14 protein-coding genes are annotated in these 17,767 nt (G+C 45.5%); 6 read left to right on the plus strand and 8 right to left on the minus strand.

Going from position 1 to position 17,767, the window contains the following annotated elements; translation table 11 throughout:
• Positions 1-6 precede the first annotated feature (6 nt).
• The 5 genes from QNM18_RS25425 to QNM18_RS25445 all read right to left on the minus strand — a co-directional run bounded on the left by QNM18_RS25425 (position 7) and on the right by QNM18_RS25445 (position 7,044).
• Positions 7-3,375: a non-ribosomal peptide synthetase gene (locus QNM18_RS25425; RefSeq protein ID WP_284138792.1), complete on the minus strand. Its 3,369-nt coding sequence runs from the start codon at positions 3,373-3,375 to the stop codon at positions 7-9.
• Positions 3,376-3,759: 384 nt separating this feature from the next.
• On the minus strand, positions 3,760-4,143 hold the full coding sequence (locus tag QNM18_RS25430; protein ID WP_190337413.1) for a putative quinol monooxygenase: 384 nt from the start codon (positions 4,141-4,143) through the stop codon (positions 3,760-3,762).
• Positions 4,143-5,555, minus strand: a complete 1,413-nt coding sequence (locus tag QNM18_RS25435) for an aromatic ring-hydroxylating oxygenase subunit alpha (protein ID WP_284138793.1) — start codon at positions 5,553-5,555, stop codon at positions 4,143-4,145. Before QNM18_RS25435 ends, QNM18_RS25430 begins: the two co-directional genes overlap by 1 nt.
• 53 nt (positions 5,556-5,608) lie before the next feature.
• On the minus strand, positions 5,609-6,403 hold the full coding sequence (locus tag QNM18_RS25440) for a phytanoyl-CoA dioxygenase family protein (protein WP_211013240.1): 795 nt from the start codon (positions 6,401-6,403) through the stop codon (positions 5,609-5,611).
• Between the two features lie 359 nt (positions 6,404-6,762).
• Positions 6,763-7,044, minus strand: coding sequence for a phosphopantetheine-binding protein (locus QNM18_RS25445; protein ID WP_023402296.1), 282 nt, complete (start codon positions 7,042-7,044; stop codon positions 6,763-6,765).
• A gap of 324 nt (positions 7,045-7,368) precedes the next feature.
• Here QNM18_RS25445 and QNM18_RS25450 point away from each other — a divergent pair, with 324 nt between their 5' ends.
• From QNM18_RS25450 to QNM18_RS25475, 6 genes are all read left to right on the plus strand, one after another.
• Positions 7,369-7,563 (plus strand): hypothetical protein, encoded by a 195-nt coding sequence (locus QNM18_RS25450; RefSeq protein WP_284138794.1) that lies wholly within the window; start codon positions 7,369-7,371, stop codon positions 7,561-7,563.
• A gap of 492 nt (positions 7,564-8,055) precedes the next feature.
• On the plus strand, positions 8,056-9,144 hold the full coding sequence (locus QNM18_RS25455) for a hypothetical protein (RefSeq protein WP_284138795.1): 1,089 nt from the start codon (positions 8,056-8,058) through the stop codon (positions 9,142-9,144).
• Between the two features lie 371 nt (positions 9,145-9,515).
• Positions 9,516-10,001 (plus strand): DUF2938 domain-containing protein, encoded by a 486-nt coding sequence (locus QNM18_RS25460; RefSeq protein WP_211013242.1) that lies wholly within the window; start codon positions 9,516-9,518, stop codon positions 9,999-10,001.
• Between the two features lie 146 nt (positions 10,002-10,147).
• On the plus strand, positions 10,148-12,112 hold the full coding sequence (locus QNM18_RS25465) for an acyl-CoA synthetase (protein ID WP_284138796.1): 1,965 nt from the start codon (positions 10,148-10,150) through the stop codon (positions 12,110-12,112).
• 88 nt (positions 12,113-12,200) lie between these two features.
• Positions 12,201-13,556 (plus strand): cytochrome P450, encoded by a 1,356-nt coding sequence (locus tag QNM18_RS25470; RefSeq protein ID WP_211013244.1) that lies wholly within the window; start codon positions 12,201-12,203, stop codon positions 13,554-13,556.
• Between the two features lie 9 nt (positions 13,557-13,565).
• Positions 13,566-14,498: a hypothetical protein gene (locus tag QNM18_RS25475; protein WP_284138797.1), complete on the plus strand. Its 933-nt coding sequence runs from the start codon at positions 13,566-13,568 to the stop codon at positions 14,496-14,498.
• Position 14,499: 1 nt separating this feature from the next.
• Here QNM18_RS25475 and QNM18_RS25480 read toward each other — a convergent pair whose 3' ends face one another.
• From QNM18_RS25480 to QNM18_RS25490, 3 genes are all read right to left on the minus strand, one after another.
• Complete coding sequence (locus QNM18_RS25480) at positions 14,500-15,558, minus strand: NAD-dependent epimerase/dehydratase family protein (protein ID WP_211013246.1); 1,059 nt, start codon at positions 15,556-15,558, stop codon at positions 14,500-14,502.
• A 2-nt stretch (positions 15,559-15,560) separates the two neighbouring features.
• The gene (locus QNM18_RS25485) at positions 15,561-16,730 is read right to left on the minus strand and encodes an NADH:flavin oxidoreductase/NADH oxidase family protein (protein ID WP_211013247.1); all 1,170 of its coding nucleotides are present in this window, start codon (positions 16,728-16,730) and stop codon (positions 15,561-15,563) included.
• Between the two features lie 88 nt (positions 16,731-16,818).
• On the minus strand, positions 16,819-17,751 hold the full coding sequence (locus QNM18_RS25490; protein ID WP_284138798.1) for a hypothetical protein: 933 nt from the start codon (positions 17,749-17,751) through the stop codon (positions 16,819-16,821).
• Between the last annotated feature and the right edge of the window lie 16 nt (positions 17,752-17,767).

Here is a 17,767-nt window from a genome sequence, read left to right on the forward strand (position 1 = left end):
CTTTCCTTATTCTACTTCGGTCTCGTGGTCCTTGTGGATGAGTTGGGCAAAATATTGAATATTTGAGTTCATAAATAGCCCTTCCACGATCTCTTGTTCGGTATCAGTATTGATGCCAAATTGCTCTCTGATCGTGCCTATTAGCGCCACAGCATGTAATGAGTCTCCACCAATATCAAAAAAGCCGCTGGTCACATCGACCGAATCATGCTGAAGCTGCTTGATCCAGATATCAAGCAGTGCAGCTTCGATTTCATTGCCCGCTTGCACACTCTGCTCCGCCTCGTTGTCCAGATCTTGCCAAGGGCTAGGCAGTTCGTTGTGACTTATTTTTCCGTTGCTGGTAAGTGGCATCGCATCCAACACAATATAATAAGACGGGATCATATAGTTGGGGAGTTCACGCTGGGCGAGGTTTCGCAACTGGGTTTGCAGCGCGTCATGATCTAACTCAGCTTGAGGCTTATCAGAAACAATCCATGCGACGATGTGCCTCTGTCCTGTTCTTGGGTGTGCTGGCGCCCCCACCACGACATGGCTAATGTGTTCATGATCCAATAAACACACTTCAACTTCACCAAGTTCAACTCGATAGCCGTTGATCTTAACTTGATTGTCTTCTCGTCCTAAAATCTCAATGTACCCATCGGCGATGTATTTTCCTAAGTCACCAGTTTTATACAAGCGCTCTCCCGTTACAGGGTGGTCAAAAAAGCGCTGGGCAGTTTTTTCTTTATCGCCAAGATACCCTTGTGCAACCCCTTCACCGGCAATGTACAGCTCACCTGTCACCCAACGCGGGCAGTGAGACAGCCACTCGTTTAATACATGGAAACGTTGGTTTGCCAATGGCTTGCCGTAAGGAATACTCGACCATTTGTCATCAACGGCTTGAATAGGGTAGAAAATAGACCAAATGGAGCCTTCGGTTGCGCCGCCCAAACTGATGACTTCACAGTGCGGCAATACTTCTTTGATGCGGTCGGGCAAATCAACCGGGATCCAGTCACCGCTCATCAATACCAACCTGAGTTTTGACTGAGATAAATTGTGGGTATTTTTGTCTACCAACGCTTTCATTGGTGCCGGAACACTATTCCAAATTGTCACGTCATGCGCGACCAGCTCTTCATACCACAAAAGCGGATCTTGTGCCGATTCGGGCTTGCCAAAGACGACCCGTCCTCCAGCACCGAGCACGCCAAAATAATCGTATACAGATAAATCAAATCCAGCAGGGGCTACGGAGAGTACCGCATCATCGCTGCTAACATTAAAGCGACGATTAATATCTATTACCGTATTGGCGGCGTTGCGATGGGAGATCATCACGCCTTTGGGCTCTCCGGTGGAGCCTGATGTGAAGATCACATACGCCAAATCATCCAGCTCGGGAACGGGGTGTGATACTGTTGATGCAGTCTGCGTAGCGTCATATCCGAATAAGTCACAGTGCGGGACATCGCTGATCTGCGTAAAATCAGCTAGGGTATTTGTGTCTCCAACCACCCCTTTGGCATCACAGCGCTCTAGTAATTTCACTTTTCTGGCACTGGGTAGATTAGGGTCTATCGCCACATAAGCGGCTCCCGATAACAAAACACCGACTATCGCAATGACCAGATCTGGGCCTTGTTGCTGAGTGACGGCCACTATATCATTGGCGCAGATATTAACATTGCGACCGATCTGATTGGCAATCCACTGTGCTTTGTTGAGCAGCTCTGAGTAAGTGACTTGGCGATCACCTTGTACCAAGGCAACCTGATCAGGGTATTTGTGCGCTGCGTTTAGCACTAAATCTTGTAGTAAAGTCGGGTTGAGCGCTATCTCCGTGTCATTTGCTTGTTGTCGTGCTCTGACATCCTGCTCAGGTAAATCAACAACCTCACCTTGCTTATCAAGCAATTTTGCATCGCTGGCACAGGCATTTAACAACGTCAGATACGCTTCTTGCATCTCTTGGATCATGCCATCTGGGAATAACTCTTCAACATAGTTCCAATTTATCGTTACTTGCCCTTGTTCATAGGTAAGCTGATTTTCTAACCACAGCTGCGGCGTTGTATTACTCATATACCGACTGTGAATACCAGGCCAAGAAGGGCTTTTCACGACTTCTTGTAGGTCATAGTCGAGTGTATTACTAAATACCACAGGGAATGATGCCGCGCGATTTGATTGACTTTGCTTGGTCAGTGCTCTTAGCACCTTGATGCTATTGTGGGACGAGTGCAGGCGATTGCTGATGATGGATGATTGTAAGGCCAATAATCGCTGGGAAAATGTCTCGCTTTTTCCTCCCTCGACAGGCAACAACACAGGTTGTAAAAAGTTACCCACCGTGTGTTCTACACCTTCAAAATAGGGGCGACGACTCATTTGGGTCACGGTCAGGGTGAAGTTCTGTGCCTTTGACCACTGACGAACCACCTCTGCATAGGCGCCAAGAAATAAAGTTTCGAGTGTCATTCCGCCGTTGTGTGCAACGACTCGTAGTTGCTCAATGAGCGTTGCTGGCAAAGATTTAGACAAGCGACAAAACTGTGGTTGAGACAGTAAACTAGGTGCCTTTTTTAACGGCATTTCAGGTGCTTGTGGCAATTTATTGAGTTTGTCTTCCCAGTATGCCACATCTTTTCGACCTTGCGCTTCATCAGTGAGTAATGCTTCACAATTTAAGTAATCACTGAAGCTAGGCCGTGATTGCGTGGCCACAGTGCCGTTTTGATAATGGTCAAACCAATCTTGTAGCACGAGATATACGCTGTGCATATCGACAAAAATTAAATCAAAATAGATTGCCAGGCGAACTAGGCCCGTGTCTAGACGAATGGCCTTGATCACAAAAGAAGGGGCTTTATCTAAAGGTAATAATGTAGTCTCTAACTCATGGCGATGTGCGGCCAATGCAGCTTGCTGCTCCTGTTTTTCCAAGCCTGATACATCCAGTGTTTCAATTTGGTAGGGCGACACCTGTTCGAGCACTTTTTGTTGGCCATCACCGCTTAGTACTGCGCGTAACATTGGGTGCAGTGAGATCACATGATTGAGAGAAGCTGTTAATGCGTCAATGTCCGCATCTTCAACATCAATCTCAATATAAAAACTGCTAGAGCGGCCTCCTAGCTCAACGCCTGGATTTCGACCGATCACATAAGCATATTGAATATCTGACAAACTAAAAGGAATTGTGCTGTCAGTGCTGACATGCCCTTTCAGGTGCGCTTCATCTAACGGTAACTTTCCCTCTAATAATGCACGTACTTGCTGTGCAAATAGAGCCGTATTACCATCGGTTAATTCGGGAGCAGAGCTCAAGTGGATTTCACTATTTTTTAATTGAATTCGTTGCTTAAATGCATCCATGTTCATAATATAACTTCGCACCAATAAAGATTATCTTGTTCATTTTGAGTAAACGTTGACGGCCTATCTACTCACACCAGTAAAGCATTAGCTAACAAATTTTTGCGCTCACCACTTGGCATCGCTGCCAGTGTTCACATCCATATTGCTGAAGCAGAGGATACTGCCACTACATCCATCTTATCTGTACGCGCCTAGACAACACGGTGCTCGCATATAAAAAAGCACCTGCTCTGTTAAACGACAACTAACTAAGCTTTGTTTAAAGTGGGAACCCCCACTTATCAAAGTTTTCACTTTATAAAAAGGCTATCTAAAGTAGCGGACATCGGTACCCCACCTTTGCTGTATGCCATAACATGTGTAGCCGCCTTATCCGCCCACCTCGCCTTAACTCGTCGGTTCCAATACCTTACGAAAACCGCATCGGGTCTCATAATAAATCGGGTTCAAAAAAGCCAGTGGCCCTCTGAGTTTATCTAATTCACTTTTTGGACCATGTACCTCATAGCGAAATATTGTCGCCAAATGCATTGCCTGGCGATTTAACTCATCAATATTTTGCAAATGCGCCAAGACGCCTTCTGCATCTTCATAGCACTCTTGGCAGTGGCCCTTGTTACCATCAAAAGAAAAAATATAATGCATACATTTAGGTTCATTGGCCGTCTTGGCAATGAACTTGTCACAGTATTCTAAAAATTCAGCCACATGTTTATCTGGGATCTCAAAATAAGGCTTTGTAGACACACATGTTTCATTGTTGACCAGCATTACTCGCCTCCTAGCTCTTTATTCATGTACAGGTTCAATGCATGGTGAAAGTGCTTGATCCGCGACTCATGATAGTCACTTAGATACACTTCCTGATCTGGCCCTGATAGCAAGCCGCCATGCATGTTCTCAATATTCACCATATCTTGGTCGTACACATGGCCTAGCCAATCTTCCAAGACGCCAGCTTCTTCATAGGTATCACCTGCAGCCATATGAACGGTTTCCACAGCGGGAGATTCAACTTCGCTTTTCGGCTTATCTTCAAGAAAGAAGATATCGAAAATACATTGGCTGTGATCATTTTTATTCGGCCTAAAGCGTAAAATAATCGGCAGCGTGATCCCACGGAACAAGATGATATTAGGAAACAAAGTATACTGCAGCACATCCAGAGCCTCAGCATCGGACAGATGCATATGGTCTTTGCCCGTTTTTAACGTATGCTGGGCGCGCATGATATCTGCCATATATTGCCGAGCCGTTACCCCTTGACCTAACTGAGGCGGCGGCGTATCAGGGTTGCCAAGATGCACATTGTAATGGAAGTGGTCCATGATCTCCTGCTCGGTCAGCTTTTCTCGACCTTCACTGACCTGCAGCCCCACGGCGTGAAAGCTTCTCGATATATGGCGGACACCCGGAAATGTATCATATTGCAATATATCGCTCAGATGCGCCCATGTATGACCATGGGTCTCTTGGGCATGCAACCCTTCCATAAAGGACTCCATGACGGTTTTCCAATTTGCAGGTAACACTTGTTGACTATGTTTTACAACAACTTGCTCGCCGTAAAAATTATTGGCAAGCTGCTCAGGTAAAATCTCTAAATAGGATTTAAGTGACTCGGCATCTGGGTCCATATTAATGAATACGAACCCATCCCACACATCGACACGCACTTCTAGCAGTGGCATCGACTTCTTTTCGATTTTGGAAAAGTCCCACTCATATGGAATTTCAGTTAATTCTCCCTCTAGAGACCAAGTGAAACCATGATAGGGGCATCTGATACATTGCACACTGGTGTTATGCTCAACCAGTTTACGTCCACGATGGCGACAGGAGTTATAATATGCCTTGATAACCTTGGTCTCACTCAAGCTTTGCGGCTCATCGTCTGACACACGCACAACTATCAAGGATAGATGGCCAATCTCATAGACATAGGTATCCCCCTCTTCAGGGATATCTTCGACACGACACGCCATTTGCCAAACGCGTGACCAAACTTTTTTCATCTCCAAATCATGGTATTCAACTTCGGTATAACGGGCTTTAGAAATAGAGTGAAAATCATATTGCGCCGAAGAGTGCATATGCATATCCTCCGGCGGGGCTATTTTATCGGTTGCGATCACATCCTGATAACTTGTGTATTTGCCGTTTTTTGGTGCCAATTTATTCATGTTGCAACTCTGGATCCTTGCTAATTCTGATAGTAATAAAAAGGTGTCATGGATTAATACCCACCAGGATAACGCCGCTCGGGATCCCGAGGGTAGTGACCAAGGTATTTTCCAAACTGCCTATACCCAAGTAACTGCTTAGTTCTCAGTGGTAACTTCTCGACTGTTTCTGGTGCAAGCGACAAGTACGGGTTTTCAGCTTGCCTTAACCAACCCAGGCTATACATGGTGGCTAGCGCACTGCGCGAGTGAAGACTGTCATTACTGCCTCCACCGTGATATGTGCTGCCCAAATAAACAACCGCAGACCCTTTGCTCATCACCGCAGAACAGGCTTGATCATACGTCGGCTCATTGTGAATACTGCGATTATTTTTCACCACCAAGGTTGCACCATTGTCATGGGTAAACTCATCCAATGCGACTAAGCAACTAAACATCAAGTTCATACCCTGCATTTGGATTGGATATTGTACGTCATCTCGATGTATTGCTTGCTTGTCTTCGCCGGGAAATATTTCGATACCTACTGACTTATCTATCTGATAATAGTCGCAGTGTGGTAGCAATATATTATCCGCGATCTCAAGGACCCGAGGGTGACTACACACCTCAATTGCTTTATTTGAGTACTCAAACAGCCTCAGGGCCCTGCGGGTTTTAAACCCATAGAACTTGGAATTGGCCTTGCCATGAAATGCATCATACGCTGGTTCGATTTCGGCTTTTAATTGCTCGGCTTCATCATCACTGATCAACTTTTCAAGAATAACCGCGCCATCTTTTAAAAGTGCAGTAATAACCCTCTCTATTGGTGCGTTATCATCAAACGACTGCAAACTATCCATGAGTTTTCTCCAAAACTTCTGACCGATAACACCACTTAATGCGCTATGCCTAACTACCTGTTAGTGCGCACTCAGCGGCTGTGTAACAGTATTGAAAATATGTCAGCCGTTTGCATGCTCTAACAGCTTTCAGTCGCGCAAAAAACACAGCGATTGCGCACAACAGCAGATCATATTATTTATAATTGGCCTATCTAAAATAACCATTCATACACTTAACTTGTGGGGTCCACAAGTTACTATTCTTTCCCGCATCTAGCAGACACAGGTAACCGCACTGGCATAGGGTATACGCATACGGGTAGAGTTGTGTTTATAAATTTCTTTTAGATATCACTTCTTAGAACGACAAAGTAGCATTAAGCAAATTCAGCTTCAACTAGCTTAGATACCGCTTTTACAAAGCCTTCGAATACAAAGAGGTCTGCTGCTGACTCATCGCCTTCATTAACCCGTCCCATCCATTCACCAATGGGAATACGAATACTATATTTCTCATCAATTAAATAGCACACATCCATAAAGTCCATGCTTTCTATGCCCAAGTCTGAAAACAGATTGGTCGTTGGCGTGATCTCTTCACTATCGATATTGCAGACTTCAGAGAAAGTACTCTGAACAAACTGGTATATTCCTTCCATTAACTTCGCATCCTCGAAAAATCAATTTATGATATGTCTCAAATTATGATATGTCATTGAACATGACATTCTGATACTAACCCAATAAAAGATTCGGCTCAAGTCACTCTTGCACACGAAAAATGAATGCAGATCACCCTATACACCTTCTACAAATTGAAACAATTCCTATATAGGATAAATGATTGCTTACCAACCGGGAAAATGTGAAAAAATTTACTTTCCTGTAGATAAGCACCTAATGGATATGATAGATTGATTTTCAACCTGTTATAAAATATATAATTTTAACAGGGGATAACAGACGAAGGAATAGACGTGGTTATGAATACAAAAAAAGCAATAATATTGGCCTTTGAAGCGGGTTACCAGTTAGGGTATTCGGATTCAAACAACGGCATACACATTAAGCTAGAAAAAGTGGTAGAACGCTTTATGAATAGTGAATTTGAGCCAGCATTATCTTCACCAAATGATATGTCGCGCTTTGCTGAGTTAGAATTGGCCAGTGATAAATAGTTAATTTGTAAATAACTATTTACGTCTCATCTGTGCTTGTCCTCAATTGTCATCAACTCACAGCCATACCGTGCACACGGTATTCATTCCTTCACCATCACAGACCCTGTCCGTGATTTTTCACGTATACCTTACGTGATCTTGTTTTAAGCTGCGCCTCTGGGCCCAGCTTGCAGAGCTCAGAACCTTTTACAATAGCGCGCCCCGACAATTTGTCTCACGCATGAGACAAATTGCTAAGCCTGAATACGATTATTTTATTTATATTAATTATTTAATAACAGGCACGAATTCATAAGAGTGAATCCAAAAAAACCTAGATTTTATAGTATTCAATACGTCAATAAACAACACGACAGGTTAATTCATGCTCTGAAAAACACTATTTTTGCAATAAAGGTGAAATTCTCTTTAGCAAGAGTTAGACTTGCGTACTAGTCTTACTTAGGCAAATGTAACTCTTTTTAATATCACTATTCTTTTGGTAGCCGCATGATCAGTTTAGAACAGAAAGTTATCTCATTTTTAGGGAAGAACAAGGAAATGAGCTTTAAAGATGAAGATTTCTCTTACGAGGCTATTTTCCTCTGTAACGTAAAGCCCGATCCGACAAATGCGCGTTACCTCCCCACGGTAATGATCAGTGATGAAGATGCAGCACTTTTCGTCAACAGGAAAATTTCTAAGCGAGCGTTGGCTAAGATGTATGATGCCGAGGGTCTCGTACTTGTCGGTCACAACTGTTTTATAAATTGTCTCCCCCACGGCTCATCTGATTGGAAAAAAGCAAACGAAACCATTCACTCTATCGTCGATTTAGCCAACAACTTGGCCATGTCAGAAATCATTCAGGTGCCAACTGTTTACCCAATTCACGATGGTCAATTTCAAATTTTAACAGGCCACCGCCGATATTTTGCTCTTTTGTATACCTATGGTATTAATTCTGTTTCCCAGTTTAAAGTTTATCAATGCGAACCTATCTTACTAAAAACCAAGCAGTTTCAAGAAAATGCCAGCCGCGAAGAGCTGCCTCAGTATGGCAAATTAGTCTCCTTTAATGCCGCACTACTCGAATTGCAAACCTTGTCAGACGCCAGACTCAGACTCGGACTTAAAAAACTGACCGTGCGAGATACAGTCAGCATACTGGGGATCTCCATGGGCTCTTTTGACAACTATAAAGTCCTTACTCGTTACCCCTGTGTACTCTCAGCATACGAAAATGGTATCGCCTTGCCATTTATGAAAGCCAAAAAAATTGTCTTGACTATAGAGGAGCAGTACAAAGAAAAGCACGACAAAAGCGTCCTCAACGTGACGGATAAGCAGCACATTAATGATGAAATTGATTGCGTGCTGAATGGCACAACACAGAAAGCCTCCCCCCCGCACTCAGCATTTAAATTCAAGAAAATTAACTCAGCCAATACAATTAAGACGTTATTTGAGTCCAATATCTTCCAATTAGATACGGGTATTGACTGGCAAGAGTTAGATTGGGGAAAAACTGCGGATGTGAACGCCGCACTGGCCAAAGTAATCGATTACCTCGAATCTCACAATCGCGATATCCTTTAATTGTCAGGCCATTTAAACCCCGTTTAGCAAAGAGATACCAGCAATACCGCTACTTTATCCGCGCCGAGATATACTGCGATGAATGTGCTAACTGACCCATATAGACTGCTGATATTTCGTTGAAATATGCGCCACGATATGGATATACTAGGCTGTAATATTGTGGCATTCACCATGGTATTAGACACCCGACGATGTATGTAGTATCAGTCAAAGACGTTGTCGCAAGAAACACTGAGTATATATTGTGAGTCATTCACCACGCGATAAATGTGTTGTCGCGCATGTCACCACTTGCGCGTACGATCATCATAAGATCACGTTTGTGGTTCGTATATACATGCAAATAGTAAAAAGACACAGGTAAAAAAATGGAATCTTTAGTTCAAGTTATATTAGTAGGGATAGGTGCAACCTTGATCATGGATCTTTGGGCCTTACTATTAAAAGTCAGTTTTGGCATCCCTTCATTAAACTACGGTATGGTTGGCAGGTGGTTTGTCTATCTCACCAAAGGCAAAGTATTTCATCAAGGCATCATGAAAACACCACCAGTCTCTGGCGAAAATACACTTGGTTGGATCGCACACTACGTGATTGGTGTTGCCTTCGCGTCACTGCTTTTTTTGGTGCTGGGCAGTGAGTGGATTGAATCACCGACCCTATTACCCGCCTTGGTAGCCGGGGTTGTCACCATTGTATTTCCTTTTTTCATTATGCAGCCATGTTTTGGCATGGGAGTCGCGGCCTCCAAGCTACCCAACCCCAACACACTGAGATTTAGAAGCCTGTTGGCGCATCTGTCGTTTGGCATTGGTCTCTATCTTTCCGCAAAGTTAATGATGACACTTGCTTAATATGCTGGATACCACACCCGATGTCGTGACTGACCGATAAATTCAGACGCGCTCAGTGCAGTGCCAAGCCACATCATAAACCATGGTGACTTGGCACGTTACAATATCAGTTGGCAACACTAGGGCTAATAAGGAATTTAAATAAAATGCATGATTCACCCCTCAATCAAGAATACTTGTTTCATCCTTTTGTGAAGCGCTTTGCTGGTGATCCCGAGCAGGTTCGTGACATTCACGACATCGAACAATTGGAAAAGCACCCAGCTTCTGAGCGCTTTCCCTGCCAATCGGTGACCGATGCCCTCTCCATCGCTGCACAGAAGTACCAACATGCCCGAGCAATGAGCTACTTACCCAATGGACGCGCGGACGATCCGGTGCAAAGCTGGAGTTATATAGAGTTTCAGGAGCAATGTATTGGTGCAGCCAATCTTTTCCACTCATTGGGGATAGATAGCGACAGTTCGGTGGCATTTTTGTTGCCCAATATGCCCGAAATGGTGTTTGGTTTGTGGGGGGCTCAGGCGGTCGCCATCAGCACACCTATCAATCCATTTCTGGAAGTAGAACATATTTGCGGCATTATGAAAGAAACCCAAGCACGCATTTTAGTGACACTTTCAAGTGATGCTAACCCAGCGCTTTTTGAAAAAGCGCTGGCAGTCAAGCACAACACCGTCCATCCAGTGACATTAGTGACCATAGGTGCGCCCTGCAAGGAGGCGATAGACTGGCACTCTGAGCTGAAAAAGCAGCCTACAGATCAGTATCTTTTTCATCGTCCATTGAGCGGTCACGAAACCTCTGCCTATTTTCATACCGGCGGCACCACAGGCACACCAAAAATAGCCAGGCACACCCACCGAGGTGCAATAGTGAATGCCTGTCAAATGCTGATTGTCGGTCCCAATGAAGCCCTACTCAACACCAAATCAAAAGTGTCATTGTGTGCACTGCCGCTATTTCACGTCAACGCCATTGTGGTGTCCTCGTTAACATCATTGCTCAATGGCTCTGAGCTGCTATTAGCAGGACAGCAGGGATTTAGAAACAAGGCACTCATGCAAGATTTCTGGGCTATTGTCGAACGCTTTAAAATCAACTTTTTTGCCGGTGTTCCCACCGTTTATGCCGCATTGCTAGAGCAGCCAATCGAACAACACGACATCGACAGCCTCTTTTATTGTGGCTGCGGTTCGTCCCCTATGCCACAAGTACTCATCAATGAATTTACCCAGCGCACAGGGGCCGATATTTGTGAAGGCTATGGCATGACAGAAACCACCGCCTGCGCGTCAACACACTACTATTATGGTGCGCGTAAAGTTGGCTCCGTTGGCATGAGAGTCCCCTATCAAGCCATTCGTGTCGTGCAACTGGACGACGATGGGCAGATCATAAAAGAATGTGCACACGGTGAAGTCGGGGTACTGCTGATCAAAGGTCCCAATGTGATCCCTGAATATAAACAAGCCTTTGCCAATGCAAATGCGTGGCCTGAGCCGGGGTGGTTGAATACCGGAGATCTGGGTAAGTTCGATGCTGAAGGCTATTTGTGGCTGACCGGTCGACAGAAAGATTTGATCATTCGAGGTGGACACAATATCGATCCACTGATCATTGAAAATACCTTAGTGGGGCACTCGGATGTCATTATGGCTGCTGCCGTCGGAAAGCCCGATGCGTACGCCGGTGAGTTGCCTGTCGCCTATGTGACGCTCCACGCTGGCTCATCACTCACTGCGGACACATTAAAGCAATATTGTAAAGATAACATACCGGAACCTGCGGCATCACCAGTGGAAGTAATGATTGTACCTGAATTACCTGTGACCCCCGTTGGCAAAATTTTCAAATTGCCATTGCGCCAAGAGGTGCTGATAAACTGCGTCAGCAGTGTCATACATGCATTGCATGATACGCTAGAGTTCACAGTTGAGGTCATCAACAATGTGTCGACAGGCAGTATTGTCAGGATCCACTTTGCCCAGCAACGCGAAGACATAGATGAGGTTGCCGAGCAATTGCAACACCAGCTCGACAAGTTCCACTTTCAATGGGAATTCAAATTTGCACCAGTGTCAGCACCTCAAACCGCACTGGAAATATAACAAAGAAAAACATGGCCCATTCAATCTAGGCCAGCTGTGCAAAGCCCCAAATTTTGGGCTCTTGCTTTTCAATAAAAAGGAAATTGTTGTGACAACGACGAATTTGCAGGAACAGGCGATGACCAAGCCCCCCATCGCAAAAAATATCACAGATGGCAAAAAGCCAATCACCTGGTTAGACAACCCACTTACATACTTGCGTCAGTGCTATGACCAATACGGTGATATATTTAGAATCGGCTCTGAGAAAAGTTCAGTCACCGTATTGGCTGGACTTAAAGCCAACCAACTTATGAGTACTGAGAGTAAGGACTTTTTGAGTTCAAATGCGTTTTGGTCAGATACACTGGATGAAATGAATTGTCCGCACTCATTTATTGGCGTAGATGGCGATGTACACCGCTATCAACGCCGTTTGATGGCCCCGATGTTTTGTAAAGCATCTTTAAAAGACAGTGTCGGCGAGTTTGGGAAAACTTTTCGAGATATTTTAAGTACGCAGTATAGCGAGCCGTCAACACGGCTTTGTCCGTTTCTGCGCCACACTTTGTCGACGCAAATAGGGTATGCATTGCAAGGTTATGCCCCCACTCCTGAAGAAGTGGAAGCATTGATCGATTATCAAGCAACGGTCATGAACGCCTGCTCCTTTAAGCGTATTTCAAAAAGGGTTTTGACCTCGCCTGAATATCTACAAGCGAAGAAAACCGTGCATGACCTTGCCGATCGGATCATTCACAATGAACAAGCCGAGCATGCAAAAGAGCGCTATATTGATGTGTTGATCTCACAAGGGCTTAAGAATAAACCGCAGTGGTTCACACCCGGAGATATACGTAATCACGCCATTATTCCTTTTCTTGCGGGAATTGATACGGTTACCTCTGCCTTAAGTTTTGCCCTACGAGAGCTCTTACTCAACCCTGATATTCGCCAAGAATTACAGCAAGAAGTCGCGCAATTAAACCTCGATGAGCCCGACCTATCGGTGATCAACGACATGACCAAAATCAATTTGTTCACCAAAGAAATCATGCGCTTATACCCGCCTGCATTTGCCATCTACCGTGTTGCAACCAATGACTTTGAGTTCAATGGCTATCAAATAAAGCAGGGGGAGACCTTGATCTTTTTCTTGTCAGCCTGCCACACCGATGCTCGCTATTTTAGCGATCCCTATACGTTTAAATTACATCGATTTGCTGATCCGGATGTTGAATCAGAAGCCTATGCGCCCTTTGGAAAAGGCCCACATACCTGTATTGGTGCAGGTTTATCCAACATTATTTTACCGCTCAACCTCGCCACTATCTTGAAATTTGCAGATTTTAAGTACGAGGGCAATATTGCTGATCTGGCACTGGACTACACTAAGCCTTCTCTGTCTCTTGACCCAGATTTTTCCTTGAGCATTACTCCGCTTGCGCACAACCCAACTGCATAGGACACAGTTATGTATCCACATCTTTGTCAATTGGCGCTCACCACTAAACATCCCCATTTATGCAGCAGCTTTTATAAAAAGCTGCTGGGTTATCAAGACAGCGGGGAGCGCACGGTACGCGGTATTGCCGCCGCACGCATTTTCAGTTGCAAAAAAGTGCGAGCACAATGTTATTGGCTCACTGGCGACGACCCATTTTTTCAATTGGAGATCTTTCACTTTGAACAGCCCCACTCGACAGATAACACAGAAAATATGCTCACACGCGGCTACAATATGCTGTTTATTGAGGCTCCATCCCTAGATGAGATCTGTCAAGACCCCCAGCTTGCCCCCCATATGCGTCAAATATGCCGATATCACGATCAGGGCACTGAGCATTTGTTGGTCCGAGACATCGATAACAATGTATTGGATATTTTTTCCAACGCGACCTCGCATACCCTGACTAAACCCACACTTCGCGGAGTCGGGGCCACCGTGAATGATTTGGATAGAGAGGTTTCCCACTTCACCCAGGGCTTTGGGTTATCTGAATCCACGGTACCATCGCATTTTGATCCACAATTTAAACGCTTGTCTGAGCAACCTCAATACAGTGGGGTTACGCAACGAAGTAAAACTCTGGTATGCGGCGGGTATCACTTGCAGCTCACCCAATATAACGATACCGGTGCCCATCACACTAAAGCCCAGACAGATCAAGGGGTGCTCAATATCGCCCTCGGCATTCGAGCATACGATGATTTTGCACCGCTGTACCAAAGTCTGTTGGATGCAGGTTATCAACCGCTATGTCTACCTATGGGGGATGCGATATCCAATAGTGCATATGTACACAGTGCTTCACTCTCCGTCGAGCTAGTACAGCTACCCACGCACATTCAAGCCATGTGGGGGTTTCCAGCACTAGAACCAGAGCCAGAACCAGAACCAACCTAGATTAAACCGCAGACTTGATACCCGGCTGAGCAACTGCGCGTATCGCGGTCACCGAGTCTATGATGGTCTGCGTCAAATCAATGCGATATGGATCACAGAAATCCCGCTTTAGCTTACTGTCATCAAAGCGGTGCTCAATACCCAAGAACTTGTCGAGATAAGCCGTGGTTAAGCCCGTATTGTGCGCCGCTAAGGCGTACACCATCGCATCCTTTAATTCACGGTTCGGCATTTTATATTCCGGAAAATGCTGCGCGACAACTGCGGCAATACCTAACAGCGAAATTGATTTACCCGGTAGTAAGTAACGCCCTTCAACAGCAGGGTTGTGCAAAGCTTCCACATATATTCTCGCGACATCGCGCACATCGGCAATGCTGTAATACAAGCGAGGGCAGCCACTTGCTCGGGCATCAAGTAAATTCCGCAATATAGAAATACTGGAATCTTGATGCGCTTTGGCATTAAACGGCCCCATCAACACCGACGGGTTAAATCGCACCAGTGTGGGTAATGCATCTGATGTATCCGCATCATACTGGGTCTTTAACAGCTGTTCAGCCTGTGTTTTTGAATAAAAATAGGGTTCACTACTGGTTTTGATATCGTTGTTCCAATCGCTTTCGTCATATAGATGATCGTCGGCAACATCCGAACGAAATACCGCGGCCATTGAAGAGCTATAAATGACTTTTTTCAATCCAGTGCTGCGCTTTATACTTTGCAACATATTGTCGGTACCAATGATGTTCGCATCCTGATGGGTTTGTGGCACATCGACATCACTGGTAAACCCCAGTGCCGTCGTTGCCGCACAAGCAATCAAAAAGTCACTGTCTGCCAGGACTGTATCTAAACTCTTTGGCACAGTAAAATCAGCGCACATCACCTTGAGCGTATCTGCACCATGTACTTGAGCTAGCTGCTGCAGATGCTGCGCCCCTTCGCTTGCTATATCCCTCACCGAGGCTCTCACCCGGTAACCTTGTGAGAGTAACTCAGCGACAACATGGGTCCCTAAATAGCCGCTGGCCCCCGTCACACATACTGTTTCACGCACAATTAGACTCCCTCTTGTGTTGTTATTTTTGACATCTTGACTGCGCCAGCCTGACGAGTCAGGCCTCTTATCTTACTCTCATACCAAGCGATGCTCATATGCTCTCCCTGTGGATCTCTCGGTAAGGTCAGGCCGCTTTGCGTATCACAGAGCGCCTGTGTGGCAAACTTAGGATCAATCACCAAAGCCCGCGCGACCCCCACAAAATCCGCAGCGCCGCTCTGTAGGCATGCTCTCATCCCTGTGGCGCTTCGGAACCCGCCCGTAACAACCAATGCGGTGTTAACCTGAGTGCGAATTTGCTTGGCATATTCTAAAAAATAGGACTCCCGCGCTCGCGTGCTCTCTTTCATATTCCCCATCATGACCGGGTTTTCATAAGTTCCGCCAGAGATCTCTATTTGGTCAACCCCCATTTCATCCAACGTTTTGGCAACCAGCATTGACTCCGCTTCACTAAATCCGCCCCGCTGAAAGTCTGCCGAGTTGAGTTTTATGGCCACCGGATAATTCGGGCCGACCGCTAGGCGAATTGACTCATAGGTGGCCACTAAGAAGCGCATCCGGTTTTGCAAGCTCCCGCCCCATCTATCTGTGCGTATATTGTGCAGCGGTGAGAGAAACTGACTGATCAGATAGCCGTGGGCTGCGTGGATCTGCACACCGCCAAAGCCCACTTCTTTGCACCGCGCTGCGCAGCTGGCAAACTTGTCTATCAGGGCCAAAATTTCCTCGTCTGTCAGTGCCCGTGGCACATTAAAGTGGCGCGCAAGGCCATTGCCCAGCGGTACCACTGAGGGGGCCACTGGTTGAGCACATAACTGACTGATAATTTGCTTCCCAGGGTGATTGATTTGGGCCCAAAAATGGGTGTTATTTTCACTGCCCGCAGCCGTCCAGCGACGAAAGCTGTCCAGATCGCTGTGTTGATCTAATACCACATCCCTAGCCCCAGATAGGGCCGTCCTATCAATCATAATATTGCCAGACACTGAAATGCCAATATCACCCTCTGCCCACAGACGATATAAGGTCACTAACTTATCAGTTGGATTATGATTTTTATCACCTAGCTGTTCACTCATCGCCGATTTAAAAATGCGGTTTTTAACCACCACGGAATCGGAAAAAGCATACCGCGCAGCGAGCATATCCTGTGCACTGTCTTTCATATACGCCTCCACGGGCAGCTGCTCACCTACCCGGTAATTTTTAAATATTCCTTGTATATAGACAGGTATCTCTACCTGATGGGGATGTTTAGTCTCGACATGCCTGCAACAGCACCTGCGCCCTTAACCCCGAAGCGCTGGAATGCAGCGCAAAGTACTCGCCATGCGCCGCCGTTGAGCTGGCCATATAATCGACCAGATTAATAATTGAGTCGGCAGAAAAACAATGTCCAAATCGAGCGATATTATCCAAATAGAGCTGTGATTTGCTGACGCCAATACTGCCCTCTTTGAGGGTGATCACCGGCATGTAGAGATTGTTGCTAAAGACTTTACTCAGATCGCGAATTGTGAGGTGATTACGATCCATTAATTGCTGTGCGGTTGCAGTAAAGAGCGGCGTATCGTCAATGTCTTCCCCAGCCACTTTTAACTGTAGATGTGCATTGATTTGAGAGTCCACAATATTCAGCCCGTCCTCAGGCACCTGGCTCAACACCTGCTTGTTAGACACCATAAAGCTTGCTGCGCCATCACTAAACAGCGCATAATCTTGAAAACGATGCCGCTCATCACGAATTTTATTACTGGTTACCAGCAAAATATGTTGATATTTACCACTGTCAATAAATTGCTTAGCCATATCTAATACTGACAATAGATTGGCACAATCTGATACGGTAACTCCCATCGGAAACGCGCGCTCCATACCCAAAGACAGCAGTAACTGGCTATACGAAAGGGTTTCGTCCACTGGGCTGAAATCGGAACTACAAATGATGACCAGATCAACCTCTTGTGCTTCGATTGGCGCGGCAGCAAGGGTCTGCTGCATAGACTCAAACGCCATTTCAAATATCGTTTTGGCCGACGTGCGATACCCGCCCCAAGCAAACAGTTTGGGCATATTTGGCAGTCCATGTTCTGCTAACACACTGTGAAAAACTTCAACATCATCATATTGGTGCTCAACTTCTCCCAAGAAGTATTTTGCAGAATGTAAACAGGATAGCCTCATCATATTTAAACCTCTAATA

The sequence above is a fragment of the Pseudoalteromonas obscura genome (assembly GCF_030135505.1).
Taxonomy (GTDB): domain Bacteria; phylum Pseudomonadota; class Gammaproteobacteria; order Enterobacterales; family Alteromonadaceae; genus Pseudoalteromonas; species Pseudoalteromonas obscura.